The organism is Mycobacterium gordonae, from assembly GCF_002101675.1.
GTDB lineage: Bacteria > Actinomycetota > Actinomycetes > Mycobacteriales > Mycobacteriaceae > Mycobacterium > Mycobacterium gordonae.
Map to the genome: position 1 here is coordinate 70,714 of NZ_LQOY01000242.1, position 26,116 is coordinate 96,829.

Genomic DNA, 26,116 nt, shown 5'->3' on the forward strand with positions numbered 1-26,116 from the left:
ACGGAGGGCGTCGGCATGTTCACGTGTCTTTACGGCGCGTCCCCCAACGACTTCAGTCTCGCTCATCTCCAAGTGGCGTTGGCCGAGTTGAGGCGCGAACACTTGTCTGTTGGCGTGCCTTGCAGCGACACGCTGAGTTGTCGCTGCAAGGCGGGCCAACGCCTAGGAGTCTCCTGAATAAGGGCGTGTGGGGGCGGGATAAAGCCCAGGAGTCGTTCTTGGCGGTCCCGTGGTATCGCAGTTTCCGATTTCCCCGCACGAGCCATTGGCCGGTGCTGGCGGTAACGGCCTGGAACCGGTGTCGTCCGGCTAACCCTTGGAGCCGGCGGCGCCGGCTGCGCCGGTAGCTCCGTTGGCCCCGGCGTTACCGTCGATACCGTTGGTGCCGAAAGGCCAGGCGAGGCTGTTGTAAGCCTGACCGCCCTTGCCGGCGATACCGCCGCCACCGCCGAATCCGCCGGCACCGCCAGCTCCACCATCACCGCCGGCACCGCTGAGGACCGCGCTGCCGTTGGCCCCTAAGCCGCCGGCACCGCCAGCGCCGCCACCGCCGCCGGTACCGCCGGTGCCGCCGGTGCCGCCGTTTCCGCCGTTTCCGCCGTTACCGCCGACGGCAATGGTGTTGCCAGTGCCGCCGTCCCCGCCACCGCCGCCGACTGCGCCGGTGCCGCCGGCACCGCCACCGCCGCCCATGCCGCCAGCACCGCCGACCGCATTGCCGGCGCCGAACCCGGCGTTGCCGCCGGCACCGCCGGCGCCACCCAGGCCTCCGGTGCCACCACCGACCCCTTGGCCGCCGGTGCCGCCGTTGCCGCCGGTAGCGCCGTAGCTGGCAGTGCCCGTATTTGCACCAAAGAAGGAGAGCCCGGCCATGCCGCCATTGCCGCCCTTGCCGCCGCCGAACCCGCCCATGCCGCCGGTACCGCCGTTTCCGGGATACGTGTTGCTGACCGGAATGACGACTCCGCCGAGCGCATCTCCGCCCGTTCCTCCGTTCCCGCCGTTCCCGCCGAACCCGCCCGTGCCGCCGGTGCCGCCGGTACCGCCGGCGGCGTAGTTGCCAATCGAGACCTGGGAGCCGGTACCGCCCATGCCGCCGGTGCCGCCGTTGCCACCATTCGGACCGCCGTTGCCGCCATTGCCGCCGGTGCCGCCGGTGGCGTTTCCGAAGCCGGCGGTGAGTACATTGCCGCCGCCCTTCCCGCCGGTTCCACCGGTCTCCCCGGAGTTGCTTGCGTTGGCTCCGTTTGTGCCAGACAACCCAACATTGCCTTGGCCGTTGAGGACATCTCCAGGCTGCGTGCCGCTGGCCGCTGTTCCGCTCTGTGGGTTCGCGGGACCGGGGTTGACACCGGCTGCCCCAAGACCACCTGCGCCACCCGCGCCGCCGTTTCCGCCGCCGCCGGCGTTGCCTTGGCTGCCGGCGGAAGCCCCAACGCCACCGGCGGCGCCGCCCCCACCACCGTTTCCGCCGGATCCACCGGCGCCTCCCTTGCCGCCCGTTCCAGCGTTCGCAGCGCCCGAAGCGCCGCTGCCGCCGCTGCCGCCGGTGCCCGCGTTTCCGCCGTTTCCGCCGTTACCGCCGCCGGTGCCGCCTACGACGGCGGGGGCGCCGCCGGCGCCGCCGACGCCACCGTCGCCGCCTCTGCCGCCGGGGGCCCCCGCGGCACCGGCGGTGCTGCCAGAAGCGCCCGCGCCGCCGAGGCCGCCGTTACCCCCGAGGCCTCCGTTTCCGCTGACGCCGACCGGGTTCCCGAGAATAGCGGGCGCGCCGGCCTTACCGCCGGTGCCGCCGGTGCCGCCGGTACCGCCATTGAGGGAGCCGGCTACTCCCGTTCCGCCGGCGCCACCGTTTCCGCCGTTTCCGCCGTTTCCGGTGATGCCCACGGCGCCCGATTTGCCACCGGGGGCCAGCGCGATGCCCGCCGCCCCGGCTTGGCCACCGGTGCCGCCGGTGCCACCGCCTCCGCCGATGGCACTGGCGCCGCTGGTTCCACCGGCTCCGCCGGTTCCGCCGACACCGCCGTTGCCGCCCTTGCCGCCGCTCCCGGATATTGCCCCGCCTGAACCACCTTTTCCGCCAGTCCCGCCGTTACCAGCGTCGCCACCCTGGCCGCCGTTCTGGCCGGGGAGGGTCGCGTCGCCGCCCTTACTGCCAGCGGCGCCCGCGCCGCCGGTGCCACCGTTTCCGCCGCTGCCAACCGGTCCGGCGTCGCCGCCGTCACCGCCGGTGCCGCCGTTACCGCCGGCCGTGGTCGCGGCTGCGCCGGCACCGCCGTTGCCGCCGTTGCCGCCTACGCCCATGCCACCTGATTTGCCGTTCGCGCCGGGAGTGGTGCCGGTGCCGCCCGTACCTCCGGTGCCGCCGGTGCCTGGTGTGCCGCCTTGTCCACCTTTGCCGCCGGTGCCTGAGCCGCCGTTGTCGAAAGTGCCGATTCCGCCGGCCCCGCCGGTGCCGGCAGACCCGCCGAAACCACCGTTGCCGGCGGCTCCGCCCGCGCCACCGGTACCGGTACCGGTGGCGCCGGCGCCGGGTGCACCGCCGGCGCCGCCGTTACCGCCGGAACCGCCTTGACCACCGTTGCCGCCGGCACCGCCAGCGATGCCCAGGCCACCGTCGGCGCCGTTGGCGCCTGCCCCACCGACCCCGCCGATTCCACCCGAACCGCCGAGCCCACCATTACCGCCAATGCCAGAGATGGCCCCTCCGGCGCCGCCTTTCCCGCCGGCCCCGCCGTTGCCGCCGCCGCCGCCTATGCCGCCGTCATTGCCGGCGATCGTCGCGTCGAGGCCTTTGGCGCCGAACGCGCCCGCGCCGCCGGTGCCGCCAGCGCCACCGTTGCCGACAGGTCCGGCGTCACCTCCGTCGCCGCCGGTACCCCCGGTGCCGCCGGCCGTGGTTGCGGCTGCGCCGGTGCCGCCGCTGCCGCCGTTGCCGCCTACGCCTATGCCGCCCGACTTGCCGTTGGCGCCGGGTGTGCTGCCTGTCCCCCCGGTGCCGCCGGCGCCGCCGGCGCCGGGCGTGCCGCCTTGTCCGCCGGTGCCGCCGGTGCCAGAGCCGCCGCTGTCGAAGGTGCCGGTGCCGCCGGTGCCGCCGTTGCCTGCAGACCCGCCGAATCCACCGTTACCAGCGGCTCCGCCGGCGCCACCGTTACCTGTGCCGGTGGCGCCGACGCCCGGTGCGCCACCGGTGCCACCGTCACCACCGATACCGCCCTGACCGCCGTTGCTGCCGGCGCCCCCGGCTTTGCCGAGAGCACCGTCGGCGCCGTTGGCGCCGGCTCCGCCAGCTCCGCCAATGCCCCCGACTCCGCCGGCTCCACCGTTACCCCCGGTGCCGGAGATCGTCCCGCCGGCACCACCCTTTCCGCCGATACCACCCTTGCCGCCGACACCACCTGTGCCGCCGTTGTCGGCGGTGGTCGTCGCATCGGCGCCTTTGGTGCCGACCGCGCCAGCACCGCCGGTACCGCCCGTACCGCCATTGCCCACTGGGCCGGCGTCACCGCCGTTGCCTCCGGCCCCGCCTGCGCCGCCGACCGTGTTCGCCGCCGCACCGGTGCCACCCATTCCGCCGTTGCCCCCAGTGCCCTGCGCGCCGACTAGGCCATTCTTGCCGAAACCGCCGCCGGTTCCGCCGTCCTTGCCGCCCTGACCACCTCCGCCGCCGGCACCCACCGTGCCCCCGTGACCACCGTCGCCACCGGTGCCGGTGCCGCCGCCGGTGAAGGTGCCGGTGCCTCCCGTGCCGCCGGTCCCGGCTGATCCGCCGAAGCCCCCGTTGCCGCCGGCTCCGCCAGCGCCGTCAGTACCGCTACCGGAAGCGCCGATTCCGGCGGTCCCGCCAGCGCCGCCGGCGCCACCCGTCCCGCCGGCCCCGCCGTTGCCGCCGGCTCCACCGTTGAGTCCTAAGCCTCCGTCTTCACCGTTGGCGCCGTTACCTCCGAACCCACCCAGGCCGCCTTTACCGCCCGCACCACCGCTGCCGCCGAAACCGGCGATGTTCCCACCGTTACCGCCGGCCCCGCCTGCTCCACCGATCCCGCCGCTGCCGCCTGCGGTGCCATCTTGGCCGGGGTTGCTGGCGTTGTTGCCCTGAGCACCGACAAAGCCGTTGCCACCGGCGCCGCCCTGGCCACCGTTACCGACCGACCCGCCGTTCCCGCCTTTGCCGCCGGCGCCGCCGGCACCGCCGGCGGTGGTCGCCGAGGCGCCGGTACCGCCGATGCCACCGTTGCCACCACCGGCAGGGGTGCTGCCCGCGGTTCCGTTGGCGCCCGGCAGGGCGCCGGTACCGCCGGCCCCGCCCACGCCGGCGAGTCCACCGGCCCCGGGGTTGCCGCCGTTACCGCCGTCACCGCCGGCACCGGCCACACCACCGACCACCACACCGTTTCCGCCGGCACCGCCGTCGCCCGGCGTTCCGCCCTGTCCGCCGTTGCCGCCCGCTCCGCCAATCCCGCTGGCACCCTTGCCGAGCGCAGTGCCACCGATACCGCCGGCACCACCCTTGCCCCCGGCACCGCCGCTGCCGCCGTCACCCCCGGTCAGGCCGGCGCCGCCGGCCTTACCGGCCACACCGGCGCTCCCAGCGGCACCGTTTCCGCCCGCACCTCCGACACCGCCGTTGCCCGAGATCGAGCCGCCGGCACCGCCGGCTCCGCCGGCGCCACCGTCGCCACCGGCATTGCCCGTGTCGCCAGGGTTGACCACCTGCGCGCCGGCCAGGCCGTTACCTCCAGCGCCGCCGCTGCCGCCATTGCCGACCGATCCGCCAGCACCGCCCTTGCCGCCGTTGCCGCCGGCGCCGCCGGCGGTGGTCGCGTTGGCACCGGCGCCTCCCGCGCCACCGTTGCCGCCGATGTTGGGAGTGGCACCGGCCTTGCCGTTGGCGCCTGAAGTTGTGCCGCTACCGCCGGTTCCTGCGGTCCCACCGGCACCCGCGTCTCCGCCGTTGCCGCCGTCACCGCCAGCGCCGGCAACACCGGCGACGACCACGCCCTGGCCGCCGGCTCCGCCGTCGCCGGCCACGCCCCCGGCGCCACCATTGCCGCCCGCCCCACCAGCGCCCGTGCCGAGCGCGGCGCCGCCGGCCCCGCCGGCCCCGCCCTTGCCGCCGCTACCGCCGGTGCCGCCGGCCAAGCCCGGTGCCGCCGCCGCGCCGGCGCTGCCACCGGCACCTGCGCCGCCGCTTCCGCCGGCCCCGCCGTTGCCGGATGTCGTCCCGCCGTTACCGCCGTCTCCGCCCGCACCACCTGCGCCGCCCGCGTTGCCATTCGCGCCCGGAGAACTGGCTGTGGCGCCGGCCATGCCATTGCCGCCGTCGCCGCCTTTGCCTCCGTTGCCGTACGCCCCGGCGTCACCGCCGCGACCGCCGGCACCGCCGGCACCGCCGGCCGCCCCGGCGTCACCGCCCCGCCCTCCGTCGCCGCCGTTGCCGTTGGGCGTGGTGGCATTCGCTCCGCCGCCACCGGCGCCGCCATTGCCGCCGCCGGGCGTGATGCCGGACGCGCCGTTGGAACCGGCGTTGGCGCCGGCGCCACCACCCAGACCGCCGGCACCGCCGGTACCCGGCGTGCCACCCTTGCCGCCGGCACCGCCCTGGCCGGCGACGCCGCCGACTACGGCGCCCTTGCCTCCGACTCCGCCGGATCCGGCTACCCCGCCGTCGCCGCCGGTCCCGCCGGCACCGCCCTGGCCCGCCGGGCTGAACAGGGCGCCGCCGGCGCCGGGCGCGCCGCCGCTTCCGCCGGCCCCACCGGCCCCGCCGTTGCCGCCCGCCCCACCGGTCAGACCCGGATCTCCGAGGGCACCATGGCCACCCGTCCCGCCGGCGCCGCCGACGCCACCGGCTCCGCCGTCACCACCGGTGCCGAACAGCAGTCCGCCCCGGCCGCCGGCTCCACCGTTGCCGGCCGCGCCTCCCGCGGTCCCGCTGGTGCCGTCCTGTCCCCCTCCGATCCCGTCGTTGCCGTTGGTTCCGTGAAGTCCGCTGCCTCCCAATCCACCGGCGCCGCCGCCTCCGGTGATCCAACCGGCGTCGCCACCGGCGCCGCCGGCTCCGCTCTGGACGCCACCGACACCTCCGGCCCCGCCGGCGCCGCCGTTGCCGAACAGCAGACCACCGCTGCCGCCGGCACCACCGGCGCCCCCCGTGCCGCTCGTCGACAGGCCGCCCGCTCCGCCGGCCCCGCCGGTTCCGAACAGTCCGGCTACGCCACCTGCCCCACCCGCGCCACCGACACCGGACACCGACGCTCCGCCCGCACCGCCCGCGCCACCCGGCGCGAACAGCCCACCGGCGCCACCGGCGCCGCCAGCTCCGGCGGTACCTGTGGCGGCGGCACCGCCGGCGCCGCCGGCCCCGCCGAGGCCGAGCAGCCCGGCAACCCCGCCGTTCCCACCGCTCTGCCCGGCGGCACCGGATCCACCCGCGCCCCCGTTGCCGATCAAAAAGCCCCCTGCGCCGCCGTTGGCGCCAGTGCCCGGCGCCCCGTCGGCGCCGTTTCCGATCAGCGGGCGCCCCAGCAGCGCGAGGGTAGGCGCGTTGACGACGTTGAGCGTTTGTTGCACTAACGCTGTGCCCACCGCTTCGGCGCTGGAATACGAAACCGCGCTGGACTGTAAAGAACGCACAATTTGCTCATGAAAAGTCGCGGCTTCGGCGGCCAGATTCTGGTAGTTGGCGGCATGCTCGCCGAACAATGCCGCAATGCGCGTCGAGACCTCGTCCGCGGCGGCCGACAGCAGCTCGGTGGTGGGCAGCGCTGCAGCGAGATTCGCTGCCGTGATTGCGGATCCGATGCTCCCGATGTCCGATGCCGCTGTTGAAAGTGTGTTTGTTGCTGCAATCACATACGACATGGCGCCAGATCCCACTTCCCGCAAGTAGCCCGATGCGCGGATCTTATTACGCGCGTGCGCGATTGATCCAAATTCGGCAGTTCGTTATCTAAACGTTATTGAGTTCATCGGCAATGTCGATGGTCTTTACATGAATACATTGAACGCACAAATTCTCGCGATTTGTTCGCCTCTTGGGCAGCGGGTGTGCAACCCGGTGCGCCGACGTCGGATGTCGTTCCGGCACCGGCCGTTCGGAGATCCGGGGTGCGGCCGGGTGCGCCCCTGGTACGCCTCACTCGCTTCGTGCGTGCTGCCCTTAGGGCCCGCCGGCGGCCGCTGTCACCCTCGACCGCGAGATGGCGGACGAGGTTTCCGGTTTTTGGCCATCACCGCGGCTAGATCGCTGTAGGCTCCGGGTTCGGGGGAGGTGGTCGCGGTAGCGCTCGCTGTCGCGCTGGTCGCCGATTCTCGAGTGGCAGGTACCGGGTAAAAGCCATATTGACGACTCACCCGTCGTATCGATGTGCTTTTCCGGTACGCCGCGGTGCCATTCTTGGGGCCGAAGTCGGGGTTGTCTGATCTCGATGAGTTCCGTTGGTGCCCTGTGGTTCTGGCGCTGTCCTGATTGACTTTGCGCTGCCGGCCGGCCGCTCAACTCGCTGTTGTAAAGCAAATTTACATGGGCATGGCGGCATAATAACGAAAAGATAACGTTTTGGCCTCGAATAGATAAATCGCTCGGCAGGTCCGGGTCGCCGGGGGCTAGCTTGTCGGCTACGAGATGCGTTTAGCGGCAACCGCGGGTTCGGGCCCTGGTCGGTTGTGTCGCCCGTCATTGGCGTGATGCCAACAACAGCGATGCCACCTGAGAGGTCGGACCATGAGTTTTTTTGTGCTGCCACCAGAGATCAACTCCGCGTTGATATTCTCCGGCGCGGGATCGGAGCCGATGCTGGCGGCTGCGGCCGCCTGGGAGGGCTTGGCTGATGAATTAGCATCAGCCGCAGCATCTTTCGAGACAGTCACGTCCGGCTTGGTCAACGGCTCGTGGCAGGGTGCGGCGGCGAGTGCGATGGCGGCCGCGGCCGCGCCGTACGCGGGATGGCTGAGTGCGGCGGCGTCGCAGGCCGGACAGTCAGCGGCACACGCCAGCAACATGGCGGCTGAGTTCGAAGCCGTTCGGGTGGCCATGGTGCATCCCGAGTTGGTGGCCGCCAACCGCAGCAATTTCGTGTCGCTTGTGTTGTCAAACATTTTCGGGCAGAACGCCCCGGCAATCGCCAGTGCCGAAGCGCTCTACGAGGAAATGTGGGCGCTGGATGTGTCGGCGATGTCGGCATATCACGCCGGCGCCTCGGCGGTGGCAGCCGCGCTACAGCCATTCGCCCAGCCATTGCAGAGCCTGGCCGGTGTGCTCGCAAGCGGTGTCCCCGCCGCTGCCGCGAGCCCGGGTGTCACGCTGGACAGCTTCCTCACCGCAAACCTGGGACTTGCCAACATCGGCACCGCAAACCTCGGCAACGGGAATTCCGGCCAGAACAATGTCGGCGGTGGCAACCTCGGAAACTTCAATTTCGGCTGGGGCAACGCCGGCGGCTCGAACCTCGGCTTCGCGAACCTCGGCAACGGCAACTTCGGCCTGGGCAATCTCGGCAACAGCAATATCGGCTTCGGCAATCTCGGCATCGGCAACTTTGGGTTCGGCAACAGCGGCACCGGCAACATCGGCATCGGCTTGACCGGCACCGGCCAAATCGGTGTAGGCGGCCTCAATTCTGGTACCGGCAACATCGGCCTGTTCAATTCGGGCAACGGCAACATCGGCTTCTTCAACTCGGGCAACGGCAACTTCGGCATCGGCAACGCCGGTAACTTCAACACCGGTCTATGGAGCCCAGGCTCAGCCAACACCGGCTTCCTCAACGCCGGTTCGTTCAACAGCGGAATCTTCAACGTCGGCGATGCGAACACCGGCAATGTCAACATCGGCAGCTTCAACATGGGCGGCTTCAACCCGGGCGCCTCCAACACCGGCTCGTTCAACACCGGATTCGCCAACACCGGATTCCTCAACCCGGGCAACATCAACACCGGCATCCTGAACTTCGGTGACATGAACAACGGCCTGTTCAATACAGGCCAGGCGAACAACGGCGTGTTCTACCGCGGGGTCGGCCAAGGCAGTCTGCACATTGCGATCACCACACCCGATCTGACGCTGCCGCCCTTGGAAATCCCCGGCATCTCGATTCCCGCCTTCAATCTGCCCACGGCGAACCTTCCAGGCGTGACCATCCCCTCCTTCTCGATTCCGGCGGGGACGGCGTTGGGGGCGTTTGATCTGCCGACGCTGAGTATTCCGTCCCTGAATGTGCCGTCGTTCTCGATTCCGGCGGGGACGGCGTTGGGGGCGTTCAACCTAGGGACGCTGAGCATTCCGTCGGTCACGGTGCCGTCGTTCTCGATTCCGGCGGGCACGGCGCTGGGGGCGTTCAACCTGCCGACGCTGAGTGTCCCGGGAATCGACGTTCCTTCGTTCTCCATTCCGGCTGGGACCGCGTTGGGTGCTTTCAACCTGCCCCGCCTGAGCATCCCGTCCGTCACCGTCCCGTCGTTCTCGATTCCCGCGGGGACGGCGTTGGGCGCCTTTGATCTGCCGACGTTGAGTGTTCCGTCGTTGAATGTGCCGTCGTTCTCGATTCCCGCGGGGACGGCGTTGGGCGCCTTTGATCTGCCGACGTTGAGTGTTCCGTCGTTGAATGTGCCGTCGTTCTCGATTCCGGCGGGCACGGCGCTGGGTGCGTTCAACTTGCCTAGCTTGAGCATTCCGTCGGTGACCGTCCCGTCTTTCTCGATTCCGGCGGGGACCGCGCTGGGTGCATTCGACCTGCCGGCGCTCAGTGTTCCGTCGTTGACGGTGCCGTCGCTCTCGATCCCCGCAGGCACCGCGCTGGGTGCATTCAACCTGCCCAGCCTGAGCATTCCGTCGGTTACCGTGCCGTCCTTCTCGATCCCTGCCGGGACGGCGTTGGGTGCCTTCTCGCTGCCCGCCCTGACAATCCCGTCGCTCGCGATCCCGTCCATCGCGATACCGGCGGGCACCCAGATCGGTGGATTTGACCTGCCGAGAATTGAGACTCCGCCCCTCACGATCGGCGGCATAAATACCGGTACGTTCTACACGCCTGGCATTTCTACGGTCTCCGACACCGGTGTCATCACCTTGCCTAGTTTCAGTCTGGGCGGTCTGCGGGTTGACAACTTAGTCTTGTTCCTGCCCAACAACTTCGCCGCGCTGCAAACCGGCATCGGTGGGGTGTATCCGCAGATCGGGGGCACCCGCATCATCGCCTGGCTACCGCCCATACCTCCGATTTACGACAGCACCCCCGCCTATCTCAGTACCGGTGAGATCCGTATCGGCGGCGGTGAGATTCGAGGCTTCGGATTTTCGCTTCCGCGGTTGGCGGTGGACGGCTTCACCCTGCCCGAATTGAGGGTCCCCGGCATCACCATAGACCCGATCCATGTCAACGGATTTTCGCTACCGAACATCACCACCCCAGCCTTCAGCACTCCGACCCTGAACATCGGCCCGATCGGTGCAGGGGCTTTCAGCCTGCCGAACATCACGACGCCGGCGTTCACTACTCCGCCTTTGACGATCAATCCAATTGCTGTGAGCGATTTCTCGTTGCCGGACCTCACCACCCCGGCGTTCACCACACCACCGCTGAACATCGGGCGGATCGGCTTGAGTGGCTTCGCGTTGCCCGACATCACCACCCCGACGTTCACCACTCCGCCGTTGGAGATCGGCCGGATTGGGTTGGGCGCGTTCAGTTTGCCGGATATCACGACGCCGGCGTTCTCGACGCCGCCGTTGGAGATCGGCCGGATTGGGTTGGGTGGGTTCACGTTGCCGGATATCACGACGCCGGCGTTCTCCACGCCGCCGTTGGAGATCGGCCGTATCGGACTCGGTGGGTTCACGTTGCCGGATATCACGACGCCGGCATTCTCGACGCCGCCGTTGAACATCGGCCGTATCGGACTCGGTGGCTTCACGTTGCCCGACATCACGACGCCGACGTTCACCACTCCGCCGTTGGAGATCGGTCGGATTGGGTTGGGCGCGTTCACGTTGCCGGATATCACGACGCCGGCGTTCTCGACGCCGCCGTTGGAGATCGGTCGGATTGGGTTGGGCGGATTCACGTTGCCGGATATCACGACACCGGCGTTCTCGACGCCGCCGTTGGAGATCGGTCGGATCGGGTTGGGCGCGTTCACGTTGCCGGATATCACGACGCCGGCGTTTACGACGCCGCCGCTGAACATCGGCCGCATCGGCCTGGGTTCCTTCACCCTGCCGGACCTCACCACGGTGCAGTTCTCGACGCCGCCCATCACCGTCCCGCCGATCGGACTGTCGGCATTCAACACTCCCCCGCTTGTCATCCCGAGCATTCATCTGCCGAGCACACTGATCACCGAGTTCGACATTCCCCCGGCGCCGGGATACTTCAACTCGAGCATCGGGCCGTCGTCGGGCTTCTTCAACTCCGGCGCCGGTGGCAACTCCGGCTTCGGCAACAACGGTGCCGGCCTGTCCGGTTGGTACAACTCGAACGGTCCGGGCCTGACCGGTGGCTCGGGCTTCCAGAACTACGGCGGCCTGGTTTCGGCCTTGAGCAACCTGGGCAGTGGCGTCTCGGGCTTCGCGAACACCGGCGTCCTGGACCTTGCCGTGCGCAGCTTCGTCTCAGGTTTTGCGAACGTCGGCAACAACCTGTCGGGATTGTTCTTCCGCGGGACGACCTAGCCCCGCACCCGACGCAATTCGCGCCCGTCCGCTGGACAGGCGCGAATTGCGTTGTTGGGGCCGAGATTCGGCGGGTCAGTCCTCCTTGAGAACCAGCTTCCGCAGCGCCACCCGGTCGGGGTTCAGCAGCTCCTCGATGCGCGGCTTGTTGACGTCGGCGACGATGATCTCCCCGACCTCCTGGTAGACCTCGCTGAAGATGCCGTGCGACTTCATCTTCTCGGTCTGGTACTGGTTGTCCTCGGTCGGCGTCACGTAGTAAACCGCGTCGGCCTTGAAGCGGTGCACCAGCCACAGATGAATCAGGGTCATCAGCCGCTTCTGCCGCAACTTCTCGGCGAAGGTGTTCTGGTCGCGGACCTGCAGGATGCTGCGGCCGTGCCGGTCCTTGATCGGGTCGACGACGACGTTGGCCAGCTGCTCATCGCCCTCGCCGTAGATGCCGAGCTCCAGCACGTCCGAGCCGGCGCGACGGGGGCGCAGCGTCACCCGCAGCTTCTCGCCCAGCTGGTAGTGCTCACTCCACAGCGCCAGCCACTCTTCTAGCAGCTTCTTGGGCACCTCGGTCTGCACCAGATGCTGATGCTGCGTGGAGCCCTTGCCCATGGACTTGGTGGTCGCCGTGCGACCGGACGAAGCGGCCAACGCGGCGTCGCTGCGTGGCCCGCCGACCAGGGTCTGCGGCGTGCGGTAGGGCGATTCGACCAGACGCATCTTGCGCTGCAACCGAGCCAGCGCCAGCATGCCGTCCTGCCTGAGGTTGGTCGCGAACTCCTCGGCCGCCACACCGTCGATCTGGTGCCCGCCGTAGGTGATGAAGTTGAAGACAAAACCCATCTTGCCGAGTTCGACCGGGAACTGCCGCATCTCGTCGTCGGTCATCCCGGTGGTGTCCCAGTTGAACGACGGCGAGAGGTTGTAGGCGAGCATCTGGTCGGGGAACACGGCGTGGATCGCCTCGGCGAATTGGCGCGCGTCGGCAAGGTCGGCGGTTTTGGTCTCCATCCAGAGGATGTCGGCAAACGGCGCGGCGGCCAATGACTTGGCGATCGCATACGGGATGCCGCCGCGGATCTGGTAGTAGCCCTCCGGCGTCTTGGCCAGCTCGCAGTCCCAGCTCGCCTCGGCGCCCAGCTCCTTGGCCTTGGCGTGCGCCGCATACAGCGACGCGGTGGCGGCGAACTCGCGCCACTCCGCGGGGCTCATCCCGGACGGCTCGCCTTCGCTCTCGCCGAATTCGAGTTTCTCGGCCACGGCCTCGCCGTAGGTCATGACGCCGGCGGCGTCTTCCCAGGCCGCGACGAACCGCGATTCCACCTCGTCGTACACGTCGTCGATGGTCAGTTCCCCGCTGTCGCGCCACTTGTTGATCGCCTCGGTGACGAGGTCGAAAATTCCCTGCCGCTCCAGCCACGCATCGGCCGCCGCGTATTCGCCGTCGCCGAGCGCATACAGCAGGTGGCCGTTGATCTCCTCGACGCCCTGGTCATAGAAGCGGCGCATCATGGCCAGGAAGCAGCTCTTGTAGGAGGGGATGCTCAGGTTGGTGGCGCCCAGCAGGAAGGGCTGGTCACGCTCGTCGCCGCGGCTGTCGATGAGGTTGGCGGCCTCTGCGTCGGTGCGCGCCACGATGATGCCCGGCACCCGCATGACGTCGAGCTGGAAGCGCGCGGCGTTGAGTCGCTTGATCTGCTCGTCGGACGGCACCAGAACCTTGCCGCCCTGGTGACCGCACTTCTTGGTTCCCGGGCGCTGGTCTTCGATGTGGTATCCCGGCACGCCGACCTCGACGAAACGGCGAATCAGGTTGCGCACGTGAGGATCACCACCGTGGCCCGTGTCGGCGTCGGCGATGATGAATGGCCGGAAGTCGTATCGGGTGGCCGACGCCCGCTGCCGCTCAGTCATGTTGAGGCGCTGGTATTCCTGATTGCGGTCAGCGGTGAGCAGCGCACGCACCAGCACCGCGGCATCGTCGGGTACCTGGCTGAGTGGGTAACTCGCCAGGTCTGGCCCCGGGTCCTCGGTGGTGGAGCCTTTGGCGGAGGTCGCCCATCCGCCCAGGTAGATCCCTTCGATGCCCATCCGCTTCATGCTCACGGCCTGGCCGGGCGAGTACGGGCCGAAGGTGGTGATGCTCTTCTGCTCGGCGTACAGCTCGCGCAGGCGCTCGAAGAACGCGGCGGCCGCTTCGCGCGCCACGGTGTAGTCGGTCGGGATCGTGCCGCGTTGTTCGACGACTTGCCGGGCGGTATACAGGCGGGTGATGCCCTTGAACCGCGAACTCTCGAAGTACCGCTGGGTGGCAGCGACTTCCTGCTCGAACGGTGATTGGACCGCATTGTCCGTTTCGGCGATGGCCATGGCCTTCCGCTCCTCCTAAGCCCCGGTTCCCCTGACGCAGTGAGTGTATGCCCAGTGGGCGTGAGCTAAATCACCGGCCGAGGGCCTGGACAATTCGACCGGGTCCGGGCCTGACCGGCATGACTGACTCGCCTGACATCACCAGGCCGGCACCCTCGCCGGGACGGCCGGAGCGGCGTAGCGTCACATCGGTGGCTACGGAATTGCGCTTTGACCGGTGGTATCTCCCGTTGGCGGCGGCTGTCGGACTCGGACCCAAGAGCACCGAGTTGTGGGTCGAGGGCGGCACCTTGCACGTCAAGATGGGATGGGCGTTCACGGCCGACATTCCCGTGACGTCGATCAAAACCGCCGAGCCGAGCAACGAGCGGGTTTTCACGGCCGGGGTCCACGTCATGGGCTCGCGCTGGCTGGTCAACGGGTCGCGCAAGGGGCTGGTGCAGCTGACGCTCGATCCCCCGGTACCGGCCAAAGTCTGGTACAAGGCGATCACCTTGAAAGTGTTGTTGCTCAGCGTCACCGACCCCGACGCGCTCATCGCGGCCTGCACCGCGGCGGCTCGATAGCCGCCGCTCCTCAGTGCCTCGTCCGCAACCAATCCCGTTGACGTCGGACGAACTCAGCGTTGACCACGCGTCCGTGCCCGGGTACGTACGCGGCTTCTTCTCCGCCGATCGCCAGCAATCGGTCCAGGGTGTCCGGCCAGGCGGCCAGATCCGAATCGGTGTCGATCGCCGGGTCCGCGGACTCCTCGACCAGGTCGCCGGTGAACACTATGGTCGGCTCGCCCGAATGGCGTGCGGGAACCACGATGACCAGATCGGAGCGGGTGTGGCCGGCGCCGAGGTGAGCGATCGTGACGGTGCGGTCACCGAGATCGACCGTCGCCTCCAAGATGCCCTTCGCAGGCACCCGCAGTGCCGTAATTGCAGCGTCGATCGCCCCGGCATCGGCCCCGTAGGCCAGCGCGTCGGCGCGCAGCTGATCAGAGGCCGACGACAGATAGCCGACCACTTCGGGCGAGCAATAGATTCGGGCTCCGGTGAACACCGAGGAACCAAGCACGTGGTCAAAGTGTTTGTGCGTCAACACGACATGAGTCACTGGGCGGGTGGCAAGCCGGTCTACATCAGCCTGCACGGCCCGTCCCTCCTCGAGAGTGGTGCCGGTGTCGACGAGTAGGGTTGCGGCGGGTCCGCAAACCAGGCCGACCGTGACGTCGCAGAAGTCCAGCCGGCACCGATATGCGCTGTCGCTCAGTCTTTCCCAGTGGTGGTGCATCAGACCGGCCGCAGCACAGCCGAGCGCCGCCACTGGCAAACGAACAACGCGAGTTCGACGTCGGTCCGATCGTCGATCGGCCGGCCGCGGCGGGCGACCGCGCGTTCGACCCGGCAACGAAGACCGTTGAAGCCGACGTTGAGTTCCCGTGCCGCAGCCTCGCGCGTCGAGCCGCGCTGTAAAAACACCCGCAGTGTCTCGCGTAGCACAGCGTCGTCTTCGGTGTCGCAGGCCAGGTCCCCGAGGACATCGGCCACCCAGCCGCGGACCTCGTCGATACCTGCGCCCAGCAACGCCGTAGCCATGACGGTCCGATCGGTCGCCGCGACCAGCACCCGGCTGGGCGCCCCCGGCCTCTGATCCCGAGCCAGTGCCGCGGCTTGCGCCCGCCGCGCCTGACGATGGGATCGCCGGAAACCTTGGACACCGAAACCGGCCGCGCCCATGGCGATGTTCAGGGTTTCCGGACTGGTGGCGCTGTATTCGCGGACCCGGGTGGCGATTTCACCGGGCGGGACTGAAAACGGCAACCAGACCCAGGCGGTGGTGCGGTCTGCGGCGGCGAAAAGCGGTTGCCCTGAGGTGTTCACGGCGGCGGCCAACCCGTGGACGAACCGTTGCAGCTGATCCAGAGCGTCGTCGGCTTCGTGCCAGACGATGAGCGCCAGGTGCTGCGCGTGCAGCGGATAATCGATTGCCGCAGAAGCGGTGTCGACGGCGACGTCAGCGTCGTCGCCGAGCAGGTCGCGGACCCGCATCGCCCGGATGGTGTGCTGATTCTCCAGCCACTGCACATGTTCGCGTTCGTATGCCCCGACCAAGTGCCCGGAAACCCAGTCGACGTACTCGAAGACGAAGCCGGTGATCGCCTCGATCACCGCCAACCGTGTCGTCGGCTCCATCTGCAGAGTGCGTAGTTCGGTGAACACAGTTTCGGTCATGTGACGCTGCCCCAGTCGGTAGGCGCGTACCAGTGTGTTGACCGGAACACCATCCCGGGCGAGGCGGCGGGAATATTCCACGGCGACCGGGGGAACAGTGCTTTCGTCGAGCGGAATATCGTGCATCAGCGCCTGAAAGATCGTTTCGAGGTTGGTCGCGACGCCGGCGTCGAGCATCTCGAACGTGCGGTCGGTGCCGCACAGATCAGGAATTTCGGCAACGAGTGCCCGGCAGATCGCGAGACTGATCTGGCTGACTTGCTGCTGCAGGCTGGATGCGACCGCGACGACGCAGCGGTGTACGTGGTCAACTGCCGCGTTGCCGGTCACGTGTGGACACCTTAGATGGCTGGCGCGTGGAGAGCCACATGCGTCGGAACGAGTTGACATGTCGGGAATGTCCGACATATATTGCGTGGGTGGCCAATCCCGAACGGCTTTGTGATCGCATCTTCACCGCGTTGGCAAATCCGGTGCGCCGCAGGCTTCTTGAAATTTTGAGCTGTCAGTCGTTGTCCGCCGGGGAGCTGAGCGAACGGTTCGAACTCAGCCGGCCGGCCGTCGCCGAACATCTGAAGGTGTTGCGCGACGCCGGGCTGGTCGCCGATGAGGCGCAGGGCCGCCGCCGCATCTACCGGCTGACCGCCGAACCATTGGCCGAACTCGGTGACTGGTTGCATCCGTTCGAAAAGCTTTGGCGGGCAAGGCTTGCCGCGTTGGCCGACAAGACGGACAGCGAGTAGCCCGCGGGTCGCAGACCGCACCACGAAAGGAGCCTCATGCGCGCAGTTGTGATCACCAGGCACGGAGACCCATCGGTACTGCAGGTCCAGCAGCGGCCGGACCCGCCGCCGCCGGGTCCGGGCCAGCTGCGGATTGACGTTCGGGCCGCCGGGGTCAACTTCGCCGACCATCTCGCCCGGGTGGGCCTGTATCCCGACGCACCCAAGCTGCCGGCGGTCGTCGGGTATGAAGTCGCGGGCACGGTGACCGCAGTCGGCGACGGCGTTGATCCGGGCCGGATCGGCGAAAGAGTTTTGGCGGGAACGCGTTTCGGCGGCTACGCCGAAGTCGTCAACGTCGCCGCGGCCGACTCGGTGGCACTGCCCGACGCGGTCAGTTTCGAGCAGGGTGCGGCGGTTCCGGTGAACTATGCGACCGCGTGGGCCGGCCTGCACGGCTACGGGTCGCTGCGGGCCGGCGAGCGAGTGCTCATTCACGCTGCCGCGGGTGGGGTGGGCATAGCGGCCATCCAGTTCGCAAAGGCCGCCGGCGCCGAAATCCACGGCACCGCATCGCCGGGCAAGCACCGCAAACTCGCCGAACTCGGCGTGGACCGAGCGATCGACTACCGCCAGGACGGCTGGTGGAAGGGCCTGCCGCCCTATGACATCGTGCTGGACGCCCTGGGCGGCACGTCGCTGCGCCGGTCCTATCATCTGCTGCGACCCGGCGGACGGCTTGTCGGCTACGGGATTTCGAATATGCAGGAGGGCGAGAAGCGTTCGCTGCGCAAGGCCGCGCCGCACGCTCTGGCGATGCTGCGTGGGTTCAACCTCCTCGATCAGCTCTCGGAATCGAAGACCGTCATCGGGCTCAACATGCTCAAGTTATGGGACGACCGGGGTTCGCTCGGGCCGTGGATCACACCGCTGAGCGAGGCGCTGCGCGACGGGACGGTGTCGCCCGTCGTGCATGCGGCGGTCCCGTTCGCAGAGGCGCCGGAGGCGCACCGGATCCTGGCGGCCCGGGAGAACATCGGCAAGGTGGTGCTGGTTCCTTAACCAGATGGTTTCGCCCGGTGCCGGCGCGGCTATGTTTGCGGCATGGCTGTCACCGAGTCCCGCGAGGTCGTCATCGAGGCGACGCCCGACGAGATCATGGATGTGTTGTTCGACATCGAAACGCTGCCGGAGTGGTCGTCGGTGCACAAGACGGTCGAAGTCCTGGAACGCGACGACGAGGGTCATCCGCTCAAGTCGCGGCAGGTCGTCAAACTCGTCGGGTTCACCGAGGAGCAGGTACTGGCCTACACCGTGCACGACGACGGAGTGAGCTGGACCTTGGTGGAGGCCAAACAGCAAAAGGCTCAGGACGGTCGCTACACCCTGACTCCCAAGGGCGACTCCACCCGCGTGCGCTTCGACCTGACAGTCGAACTGAGTGCGCCGGTGCCCGGTTTCTTCGTCAGGCAGGGTGCCAAAGCGCTGATGGACACGGCAACCAAGGGACTCCGCAAGCGCGTCCTTCAGGTGAAGAAGGGCGCTTAACTCGCGTCCTGGAGGGCTTGATGCGCCGCGTTGTACCCCGGCGTGAAGGTGATGCCGGGTCCGCCGTGGCATCCGGCGCCGCCCAGGTAAAGCCCGGAAATAGGGATGGGAAAATCCAGAAATCCTTTCGGCCCGGGACGATTCGGCCCCATCAGGTCCGGGTGCAGCAGTCCGTGGCAGAAGTCACCGGCCGGGGCCGCGAACATAGTGTTCATGTGATAGGGCGCGAACGTGATGTGGCGGATCACGATGTCCTTGAAGTTGGGGGCGAACCTGGTGATCTTGTCGATAACCCGTTGCGCCATCTCATTTTTGAGATGCCCATGCTGGTCGCGGGCGACCTCCACCGGGAAGGCGTACGCATAGGCGCTGGCGGCGTGCTTGCCGGGCGGGGCGAGGCCCGGGTCGTGCACCGACGGGATCTGCATGCCCATCGACGGGTTGTCCGGGACGATGCCGCGTCGACAGTTCTCCCAGTGCCGCTGTTGCTCTTCCGGCGAGCCGAAGATGCCGATTGACATCTGCATGCCCTCTTCGTTCAGGAACTCATAGGGCGCCGCGAACTCGGGCAGCCCGTCGAGGGCGAAGTGCATCTGGATGAACGAGGCGCGGTGGTCCCGGTCGGAGACACGCGAAACAAGTTCGGCCGGTACATGTTCGGGGTCGATCAGTTCGGTGAGGGTGAGATCGGGCGCGAGATTCGACACCACGATCGGCGCGGTGATTGTCGAGCCGTCCCGCAATCGGACGCCGGTCACCTTGCCGTGCTCGACGAGTATCTGCTCGACCTTGGCGCGGAACCGGATCTCGCCGCCGTGGGAGAGGAAGAGTTCGTGCAAATGTTCGGTGAGTGCGCCGATGCCACCTTTGAGCTTGGTCATCATCGAGGTGTTGTTGTCCGGCACCGCCAGGGCGAATGCCAGGCAGGTTGCGCTGCCCGGGGTGTAGGGCCCGCGGTAGGTGGAGTTGACGGCCAGGAAGGCCAGCATGCCCCGCATCACCGCGTGCTTCTCCTTATCGGGCAGGTAGCGGTCGATGACGTCCATCGCGGATCCGAACAGCATCTCGTGGATCGCCCGCCGCTCCGCCTGGTTGGCCGCGCAGGCGTACATCTCGTCGAGCGTCTTGGGCGGTTTGCACACATCGAAGCGGCCCAGCGCTTTTGCCGGTCCCTGGCTCCAACCGATGAGCTCTGCCATACCGGTGACCGCCTCGAAGCCGTGTTTCTCCCCCAGGTGTGTCATCAACTGCATCGGGTCGCGGTAGAAGACCATCGGCTCTTCGCCGTTCTCGCCGATGTTGGTGGACATCACCTCGGGTTCGACGGTGGGCAGCGTGTCCAGCCCGAGGTCTTTGGTGATCTGGCTGGCCGTCGGGAACTGCACGGAGCCCGCGATCTCATACCGGAAGCCGTCGATCAACTCGACTGTTGCCGCCATGCCCCCGGCGTAGGTGTTGGCTTCCAGGCACACCGTGCGCAGGCCCGCCCGCTGCAGAATCGCGGCGGCGGTCAGCCCGTTGTGCCCGGCTCCCACCACGATCGCGTCGTAATCCGTCATCTGACCTCCTCGCCGAGACTCGTCTGGCAAGAATATGTCAGTACTGACATGATAGGAAGGTGTCAGCATTGACAAGTTCGGGTCGGATACCATCCGGTGTTGACATGAGCGCGCCGACCAACCGTCACCAGGCGCGGCGCCGGTCGACGCACGAGGCGCTTCGGCTGGCGGCGCTGAAAAGCTTCGCCAGCAAGGGATTTGCCAACGTCACCGTGACGGAGCTGGCGCGCGAGGCGGGCGTCACCGAGCGCACCTTCTTCCGGCATTTCCCGACCAAAGAAGCGGTGCTCTTCCAGGATTACGAGACGCAGCTGGAATGGCTGGCGCAGGCACTGGCGGGGCGGCCCGCTTCGGAGTCGCTGTTCGAGGCGGTGCTGGCCAGCGTCGGCACCTTCCCGCACGACCTCGAGGTGGTCCGTCAGGCCGCGACCGCCCGGGCCGAGTTGATCAGCGCCGAGCGCATTGCCGGGCATCTACGGGTGGTGCAAGCCTCATTCGCCGCCGTCCTGACCGAATTCGTCCGGGCCCGGCATCCCGGGGTGCCCGACATCAAACTGGTGGCCGACGTGGCCGGTTCGACGCTGGCGGCGACTCTGGTTGTGGCGGTAGAACATTGGGGCCGTAACGGCTGTACCGGCGATCTCGGCGAGTTGGTGGCCAAGAGCCTGGATCTCATTCGCTCCGGTCTGGCGCCGCTCGGGTGAGTGGGCCGGGCTCATCGCTCAGCTGCTTCTGACTGTCGCGGGCGGATTGCTCCGAACCGGCGTGACGTTGACCCTGGTGGATAGAACGGAGGACAACATGCCGCTGCTGTACATCGACCTCAACGAAGGCCACACAGTCCACGACGCGGTCGCCGCCACTGAGGCACGACGATGACTCTCAGAACCCGCCTCACCGAATTGCTTGGCATCCAGCATCCGATACTGCTTGCGCCGATGGCCATGGTCTCCGGTGGCCGGCTGGCCGCGGCGGTCACCGGCGCGGGGGGCCTGGGGCTCGTCGGCGGCGGCTACGGCGACGAGGCATGGCTGCGGGCGGAAATGGGCAACGCCAACGGTGCCCGCGTCGGATACGGCTTCATCACCTGGAGCCTGGCGCATAACCCGCAGTTGCTCGACACCGTGCTGACGCAGCAGCCGCCGACGGTCATGCTCTCGTTCGGCGACCTCGAGCCGTTCGCCGATCGCATCCATCGGGCGGGAGTCCCGCTGACCGCCCAGGTGCAGAACCTGGCGCAGGCCCGTCGGGCAGTGGATGCCGGCGCGGACGTCATCGTCGCCCAGGGCGGCGAGGCGGGCGGGCACGGGATGAGCGTCCGGTCGACCTTCACTTTGGTGCCGGAGGTTGTCGACCTGGTCGCCGAGCGCGGGGCCGGAACGCTGGTGGTGGCCGCCGGTGGGATCGCCGACGGCCGTGGCCTGGCCGCGGCGCTTGCGCTCGGCGCCGACGGGGTGGTGGTCGGGACCAGGTTCTGGGCGTCCGACGAAGCGTTGGTGTCGGCCGCGGCGCACCGGCGGGCCCTCGCGGCCGGCGGCGACGACACAATCCGAACGAGGGTCTTCGACCTTGTGCGGCAACGTGATTGGCCGCAGGGCTACGATCTGCGGCTGGTGAGCAATGCGCTGATCCGGCATTGGCATGCCAACCCGGATGAACTGCTCGCACAGCTGCCCCATGCCGTCAGTGCCTATCAAGCGGGAGCCGCCGCCGAGGACTTCGAGGTCGACACCGTGCTGGTCGGCGAAGCCGTCGGGCTCATCCACGAGGTAGTGCCCGCCGGGCAGATCGTGACAGCGATGGTCGGCGACGCGGCGCGAATCCTGAACAGGGACAACGATTAGGAACGCTCGGTGATCAGCTCGGCGAGTCGGCGGCGGTCGACCTTACCCGTCGCGTTGTAGGGGATGTCGTCGACGACCGCAAGCCGTTCCGGCAGCTTGAAGTAGGCGATCGTGTCCCGGCAGTGCGCCCGCAACTCCTCGAGTGTCACCGGTGCCCGCGTCACGACCGCAGCGCCCACCCGCTGGCCGAGTTCGTCATCGGACACCCCGGCGACCGCGACGTCGCTGATCGCCGGATGGGAGCGCAGCGCCTCCTCGACCTCGATGGGCCCGAACTTCTCGCCGCCGCGGTTGATGGTGTCGCGCAGCCTGCCGGTGGGGAAGATATAGCCGTCGGCGTCCATCCGGCCCAGATCGCCGGTGCGTAACCATCCCTCGACCGTGTTGACCGGCGAGTTCACCCACAACTCCCCGACCGCACCCGGCTGCACGTCGGCGCCGCTAGCCGGATCCACCACCCGCACCTGGACACCCGGCAACGGCCGGCCGACCGACCCCGCCCGCGCCGGGTCCTGGTGATCCTGCGGTGTCAGATTGGCGTAGGTACCCAGTGTCTCGGTTTGACCGAAGACGTTGGTAAAGGCCACATGTGGCAGCTCGGCTAACGCCCGGCGCATCAGTGCGCTGGGTGCGGCGGCGGCCCCGTAGGTGACGGCGGCCAGCGACGACAGATCGGTCACGGGGAAGTCAGGGTGGTCCAGAATCCGGTGCAGCATCGTCGGTACCAGGAACATGCCGGTGACCCGATGCTCTGCGACCAGCCGCAACCATTCGCCGGCGTCGAACCGCCGCTGCACCACCAGAGTGTTGCCCGAGTACAGGCTGGCGAGCAGTCCCAGGGAACCGCCGACGTGGAAGTAGGGCACGCACATCATCACCGGTGTGGGCGGGGTGTCCGGTGCGAAGGGCTGCGATGTCCGGTTCAGGCGCGTGGCCAGTTGCAGGCTGCCTATCTCGACCGTTTTGGGCAAGCCGGTGGTGCCGCTGGTGAACAGGACCATGGCCGCGCGATCCGCTTCGGTCGCGGCGGTCTCGGCCGGTATCCGCGCCTCGGTCCCGATGAGGTCGGCGGCGGTCAGCGCCGTCGCCTCGGCCGGCAGCCGGTCCACGAACGCCTCCCCGGCCACCACCACCGGGCAGCAACCGGCGTTGTCGAGCAGGGCGCGCAGCTCCGCCGGCGTCAGAGCGGGGTTCATCAATGCCGGGGTGGCGCCCATGCGCGCCGCGCCGAGCAGTGACGCGATGGACAGCAGGCTCGCGGCGTCGACGACCGCGACCCGGTCCCCGGGCGTGACACCGGCGGCGGCCAGCCCGCCCGCGCACCGGCACACGGCGTCGTGAAGCGTGCCGTAGCTGATGCGCCGGCCGTCGATGATCAACGCGGTCCGCTGCGGATCGGCGACCGCGGCGGCGTCGATGATCGTGCCGAGATTCATGGATCCTTAGTACAGGGGCGACCAGGTGGAGGTGCGCAGCAGGCGGCTGGTCCACTGGTCGCGCAGGTCCAGTGCGTCGTGCAGCCAGGTGCCCGGCGTGCGGTACTCCGCGGGGATGTGCGTGCGGAGCAGGTCGAGCAGCGCCTCGGGCCTACTGATCCGCTGCATCAGGATGACTTCCCGGCGCAGATGGCTGCCGAGGGCCGGCTGGAACGAGGCGTCCATCTTCAGCATCGACGACGGCTGCTCGAGGCTGCGGGCGTACACCTCCCCGCACCGGACGATGTACTCCTCGAACTTGTCCTCATAGGGCCACATGGTGTCTTCCATGTACAGGCTCATGTCGTGCTCGCGGCCGTCGACGGGCACCTCGTCGAAGGCCACCTCCTGCATCGGCGACCAGGGCAGCGGGACCAGCAGTTTCGCGTCGACGCCGTGGCGCAGTTCGTCGGTGTGATGCATCCACTCCCGCATATCACCCTGCTGAACCCGTTTGGTCAGCCGTTCCCAGGCCGCTCCGTCGCGCACGGCCGTCATGGTGATGACGGTGTAGGCCGGCCCACTGCCTTGCGCCTGGTTGGTGTACCAGAGCAGTCGCGCCTCGTCGCCGGCGGCCAGCATCGGCATCCAGCCGTCGCGGAATGCGGCTTCGAACTCGTCCTCGGCGCGGCCCCGCACCGTGTGGACTTCGTGCATGAAAAGCAACGCCAAGACCTCCCACGCGCGCGCTGCTTTATGAACGCCCGCTCGCTCGTCTACCGGCAGGACGTTAATAGCAGCGAATCGTCCTGTCCACGTGGGCCTACGCAGGCGTCAATTTATTGCCGGCACCGCTGCGGTGTTGCGGTCCTGCGCATGTGTCGCGGTACTTTCGAACCCGGACGGGATGGTGAAAGGGACGGGATGGATATCGCTTCGGTCGACGAACTGCTGACCACCACCCGAGCGGTACGCAAACGTCTCGACCTCACCCGGCCGGTGAGTCGTGAGGTCATCATGGAATGCATTCGCCTGGCCATGCAGGCACCCACCTCCCAGAACGCGCAGGACTGGCGCTGGGTCGTTGTCACCGATCCGGGCAAGCGCGCCGCGATCGCAGAGATCTATCGCAGCGTCGGTGCCGAGTATCTGGTTCGTGCCGAAGCCAACGCCACCGATCCGCAGACCCAGCGGGTGTACCGCAGCGCGCTGAGCCTGACCGACACGCTGGCCAAGGTCCCGGTGCATGTCATCCCGTGCCTGCTGCAGTCCATCGACGAGACCAATCGACTCGTCGCGGCGTCGGCCTGGGCCTCGATCATCCCGGCCGGCTGGAGCTTCCAGCTGGCGTTGCGGTCGCGCGGCCTGGGTTCGGTGTGGACGACGATGCATCTGGCCAAGGAACGCGAGGTCGCCGAATTGCTCGGTATCCCCGCCGGCGTCACACAGGCCGCCCTGTTCCCGGTGGCCTACACGATCGGAACCGAATTCCGGCCTGCGGCACGGCCGCCCGCGGAATCGATCACATTCTTCGACAAGTGGGGCGACGACTGATGCAGTCCTACACCGTGCGTTTTCATGTTGAGGCGCCGCCGGCAAAGATCTGGGGGGTGTTGCACCCTCCGGTGCCGCCGGATGCGCCGAGGCTGCGGGTGCTGAGCTGGCCGACGGGCAGCATGGAAATCCTCAACGAGGCCTCCGGCAACCGTTCGAAATGAGCTCGTCGGACCGGTAAGCTACTTACTTATGGGTTCTAAGCAAACGGCGGCTCGGGTCGCGGCCGCAGCGCTGACCGTCGCCGGCTGGTTCGGATCGATGGGTGTCGCCACCGCCGATCCCGAAGTGACGCCTGCGCCGGCTCCGTCTGCCGCCCCTGCCCCGTCCGGTACACCGGCCCCGGCCGGAGCGCTCAAGACCACCATCGACCACGACGGCATCTACACCGTCGGCACGGACATCGCGCCGGGCACCTACAGCACCGCCGGCCCGGTCGGTACCGGCACCTGCTACTGGAAGCGGACGGGCAACCCCGACGGCGCGCTCATCGACAACGCGATGACGAAAAAGCCTCAGGTGGTTCAGATCGAGCCGACCGACAAGACCTTCAAGACCAGTGGCTGCCAGCCGTGGCAGCCCACCAGCGACGCCCCGCCGCCGAGCGCTCCGGGGCCGCAGGTGCAGGCCGGCCTGGGAATCCTGAACGGACTACTCGCCCCGCACGGTCCCTGACCTAGGCGGGTGGCGCCAGCGCCGTCTCGACGGTGGTGTACATCGGCAGCAACCGGCGCAGTCCGCACGCGGCAATGGTGCGGGCGACGATCGGCTGATTACTGACCAGGCGCAGGTTGACGCCGCGACGACGGCAACGCACCGATTCCTGGGCAAGCACCGCGTAGGCGCAGGATCCCAGGAAATCGAGTTCGCGGATGTCGATCACGAAGGGGCCCGGCGCAATTGATATGGCGGCGCTCCTGTTGATCAGGCGCTGCCAGATCACTTCGTTGCTGGCGTCGATGTCGCCGCCGACATGAACCACCACTGCTGAACCGGTGCATTCGGTGACCGCCCGCAAACCGCTGTTCGGATCACCCAGTTGAGAACTCAGCCGCGTAGTCGAAGGACCTGGCGATGATCCGATCGCGACAGTGTTCATTCGGCAGTATCCCGTCTATGGATTCCGTGTGGAGCTCGTATGGAGTTCGTGCCGACAGACAGCGTAAATGGTGGGCAATGTCAGCGGGGTGTCTTCGTAAGCACGGTGGTACTCAGCA

17 protein-coding genes and 1 pseudogene are annotated in these 26,116 nt (G+C 68.2%); 10 read left to right on the plus strand and 8 right to left on the minus strand.

Translation table 11 applies throughout. The features are described from left to right. Positions 1 to 309: 309 nt before the first annotated feature. A complete protein-coding gene (locus tag AWC08_RS31230; RefSeq protein ID WP_085088677.1) occupies positions 310 to 6,864 on the minus strand; it encodes a PE family protein in 6,555 nt (2,184 codons plus the stop codon). 862 nt (positions 6,865 to 7,726) lie between these two features. On the opposite strand from AWC08_RS31230, the gene AWC08_RS31235 reads away from it, so the two are divergent. Beyond that, positions 7,727 to 11,671 carry a PPE family protein gene (locus AWC08_RS31235; RefSeq protein WP_085088680.1) on the plus strand — a complete coding sequence of 1,315 codons (3,945 nt, stop codon included), beginning with the start codon at positions 7,727 to 7,729 and terminating at the stop codon, positions 11,669 to 11,671. A gap of 75 nt (positions 11,672 to 11,746) precedes the next feature. Here the strand turns inward: AWC08_RS31235 and aceA are convergent, their stop codons facing one another. Further along, positions 11,747 to 14,035 carry an isocitrate lyase ICL2 gene (gene aceA / locus AWC08_RS31240; RefSeq protein ID WP_065132560.1) on the minus strand — a complete coding sequence of 763 codons (2,289 nt, stop codon included), beginning with the start codon at positions 14,033 to 14,035 and terminating at the stop codon, positions 11,747 to 11,749. A gap of 191 nt (positions 14,036 to 14,226) precedes the next feature. Between aceA and AWC08_RS31245 the strand changes: the two genes are divergently transcribed. Then, the gene (locus AWC08_RS31245) at positions 14,227 to 14,601 is read left to right on the plus strand and encodes a hypothetical protein (protein ID WP_065132566.1); all 375 of its coding nucleotides are present in this window, start codon (positions 14,227 to 14,229) and stop codon (positions 14,599 to 14,601) included. Positions 14,602 to 14,611: 10 nt separating this feature from the next. On the opposite strand, the gene AWC08_RS31250 is transcribed toward AWC08_RS31245, so the two are convergent. Both AWC08_RS31250 and AWC08_RS31255 read right to left on the minus strand, forming a co-directional pair. Then, positions 14,612 to 15,316 (minus strand): MBL fold metallo-hydrolase, encoded by a 705-nt coding sequence (locus AWC08_RS31250; RefSeq protein WP_069434354.1) that lies wholly within the window; start codon positions 15,314 to 15,316, stop codon positions 14,612 to 14,614. Then, positions 15,316 to 16,587 (minus strand): RsbRD N-terminal domain-containing protein, encoded by a 1,272-nt coding sequence (locus tag AWC08_RS31255; protein WP_069434349.1) that lies wholly within the window; start codon positions 16,585 to 16,587, stop codon positions 15,316 to 15,318. The genes AWC08_RS31250 and AWC08_RS31255 overlap by 1 nt, the downstream gene beginning before the upstream one ends. Before the next feature lie 89 nt (positions 16,588 to 16,676). Between AWC08_RS31255 and AWC08_RS31260 the strand changes: the two genes are divergently transcribed. The 3 genes from AWC08_RS31260 to AWC08_RS31270 are packed head-to-tail and all read left to right on the plus strand — an operon-like array spanning position 16,677 to position 18,527. Next, the gene (locus AWC08_RS31260; RefSeq protein ID WP_232007976.1) at positions 16,677 to 17,000 is read left to right on the plus strand and encodes an ArsR/SmtB family transcription factor; all 324 of its coding nucleotides are present in this window, start codon (positions 16,677 to 16,679) and stop codon (positions 16,998 to 17,000) included. Between the two features lie 36 nt (positions 17,001 to 17,036). After that, on the plus strand, positions 17,037 to 18,041 hold the full coding sequence (locus tag AWC08_RS31265; protein WP_069434350.1) for a zinc-binding dehydrogenase: 1,005 nt from the start codon (positions 17,037 to 17,039) through the stop codon (positions 18,039 to 18,041). 42 nt (positions 18,042 to 18,083) lie between these two features. Next, complete coding sequence (locus AWC08_RS31270; RefSeq protein WP_069434351.1) at positions 18,084 to 18,527, plus strand: SRPBCC family protein; 444 nt, start codon at positions 18,084 to 18,086, stop codon at positions 18,525 to 18,527. Here the strand turns inward: AWC08_RS31270 and AWC08_RS31275 are convergent. Further along, a complete protein-coding gene (locus tag AWC08_RS31275) occupies positions 18,524 to 20,086 on the minus strand; it encodes a phytoene desaturase family protein (RefSeq protein WP_069434352.1) in 1,563 nt (520 codons plus the stop codon). The two genes, AWC08_RS31270 and AWC08_RS31275, sit on opposite strands and share 4 nt — an antisense overlap. 104 nt (positions 20,087 to 20,190) lie before the next feature. Between AWC08_RS31275 and AWC08_RS31280 the strand changes: the two genes are divergently transcribed. Together AWC08_RS31280 and AWC08_RS31285 are read left to right on the plus strand one after the other, a co-directional pair. Further along, the gene (locus AWC08_RS31280) at positions 20,191 to 20,790 is read left to right on the plus strand and encodes a TetR/AcrR family transcriptional regulator (RefSeq protein WP_069434353.1); all 600 of its coding nucleotides are present in this window, start codon (positions 20,191 to 20,193) and stop codon (positions 20,788 to 20,790) included. 171 nt (positions 20,791 to 20,961) lie between these two features. Beyond that, on the plus strand, positions 20,962 to 21,930 hold the full coding sequence (locus tag AWC08_RS31285; RefSeq protein ID WP_065132555.1) for an NAD(P)H-dependent flavin oxidoreductase: 969 nt from the start codon (positions 20,962 to 20,964) through the stop codon (positions 21,928 to 21,930). Here the strand turns inward: AWC08_RS31285 and AWC08_RS31290 are convergent. Together AWC08_RS31290 and AWC08_RS31295 are read right to left on the minus strand one after the other, a co-directional pair. Next, positions 21,927 to 23,366: a class I adenylate-forming enzyme family protein gene (locus AWC08_RS31290; protein ID WP_065132554.1), complete on the minus strand. Its 1,440-nt coding sequence runs from the start codon at positions 23,364 to 23,366 to the stop codon at positions 21,927 to 21,929. The two genes, AWC08_RS31285 and AWC08_RS31290, sit on opposite strands and share 4 nt — an antisense overlap. 6 nt (positions 23,367 to 23,372) lie before the next feature. Then, on the minus strand, positions 23,373 to 24,062 hold the full coding sequence (locus AWC08_RS31295; protein ID WP_232007978.1) for a hypothetical protein: 690 nt from the start codon (positions 24,060 to 24,062) through the stop codon (positions 23,373 to 23,375). A 207-nt stretch (positions 24,063 to 24,269) separates the two neighbouring features. On the opposite strand from AWC08_RS31295, the gene AWC08_RS31300 reads away from it, so the two are divergent. The 3 genes and pseudogenes from AWC08_RS31300 (at position 24,270) to AWC08_RS31310 (ending at position 25,574) form a co-directional block, all read left to right on the plus strand. Next, the gene (locus tag AWC08_RS31300; protein ID WP_065132553.1) at positions 24,270 to 24,899 is read left to right on the plus strand and encodes a nitroreductase family protein; all 630 of its coding nucleotides are present in this window, start codon (positions 24,270 to 24,272) and stop codon (positions 24,897 to 24,899) included. Further along, positions 24,899 to 25,045 (plus strand): annotated as a pseudogene (locus tag AWC08_RS31305) (SRPBCC family protein); the annotation flags it as partial. The gene AWC08_RS31300 and the pseudogene AWC08_RS31305, both read left to right, overlap by 1 nt. A 46-nt stretch (positions 25,046 to 25,091) precedes the next feature. Then, positions 25,092 to 25,574 (plus strand): hypothetical protein, encoded by a 483-nt coding sequence (locus tag AWC08_RS31310; protein ID WP_065132552.1) that lies wholly within the window; start codon positions 25,092 to 25,094, stop codon positions 25,572 to 25,574. A 1-nt stretch (position 25,575) separates the two neighbouring features. Here AWC08_RS31310 and AWC08_RS31315 read toward each other — a convergent pair whose 3' ends face one another. After that, positions 25,576 to 25,998, minus strand: a complete 423-nt coding sequence (locus tag AWC08_RS31315) for an anti-sigma factor antagonist (protein ID WP_065132551.1) — start codon at positions 25,996 to 25,998, stop codon at positions 25,576 to 25,578. Positions 25,999 to 26,116: the final 118 nt, after the last annotated feature.

What these genes read in the sequence shown, in the direction of transcription:
- AWC08_RS31270 (WP_069434351.1), top strand. Translation starts at nt 18,084, where the DNA reads ATGGCTGTCACCGAGTCCCGCGAGGTCGTCATCGAGGCGACGCCCGAC.
- AWC08_RS31280 (WP_069434353.1), top strand. Translation starts at nt 20,191, where the DNA reads ATGAGCGCGCCGACCAACCGTCACCAGGCGCGGCGCCGGTCGACGCAC.
- AWC08_RS31310 (WP_065132552.1), top strand. Translation starts at nt 25,092, where the DNA reads ATGGGTTCTAAGCAAACGGCGGCTCGGGTCGCGGCCGCAGCGCTGACC.
- AWC08_RS31285 (WP_065132555.1), top strand. Translation starts at nt 20,962, where the DNA reads ATGACTCTCAGAACCCGCCTCACCGAATTGCTTGGCATCCAGCATCCG.
- aceA (WP_065132560.1), bottom strand. Translation starts at nt 14,035, where the DNA reads ATGGCCATCGCCGAAACGGACAATGCGGTCCAATCACCGTTCGAGCAG.
- AWC08_RS31295 (WP_232007978.1), bottom strand. Translation starts at nt 24,062, where the DNA reads ATGCACGAAGTCCACACGGTGCGGGGCCGCGCCGAGGACGAGTTCGAA.
- AWC08_RS31300 (WP_065132553.1), top strand. Translation starts at nt 24,270, where the DNA reads ATGGATATCGCTTCGGTCGACGAACTGCTGACCACCACCCGAGCGGTA.
- AWC08_RS31275 (WP_069434352.1), bottom strand. Translation starts at nt 20,086, where the DNA reads ATGACGGATTACGACGCGATCGTGGTGGGAGCCGGGCACAACGGGCTG.
- AWC08_RS31265 (WP_069434350.1), top strand. Translation starts at nt 17,037, where the DNA reads ATGCGCGCAGTTGTGATCACCAGGCACGGAGACCCATCGGTACTGCAG.
- AWC08_RS31235 (WP_085088680.1), top strand. Translation starts at nt 7,727, where the DNA reads ATGAGTTTTTTTGTGCTGCCACCAGAGATCAACTCCGCGTTGATATTC.
- AWC08_RS31230 (WP_085088677.1), bottom strand. Translation starts at nt 6,864, where the DNA reads ATGTCGTATGTGATTGCAGCAACAAACACACTTTCAACAGCGGCATCG.
- AWC08_RS31315 (WP_065132551.1), bottom strand. Translation starts at nt 25,998, where the DNA reads ATGAACACTGTCGCGATCGGATCATCGCCAGGTCCTTCGACTACGCGG.
- AWC08_RS31250 (WP_069434354.1), bottom strand. Translation starts at nt 15,316, where the DNA reads ATGCACCACCACTGGGAAAGACTGAGCGACAGCGCATATCGGTGCCGG.
- AWC08_RS31290 (WP_065132554.1), bottom strand. Translation starts at nt 23,366, where the DNA reads ATGAATCTCGGCACGATCATCGACGCCGCCGCGGTCGCCGATCCGCAG.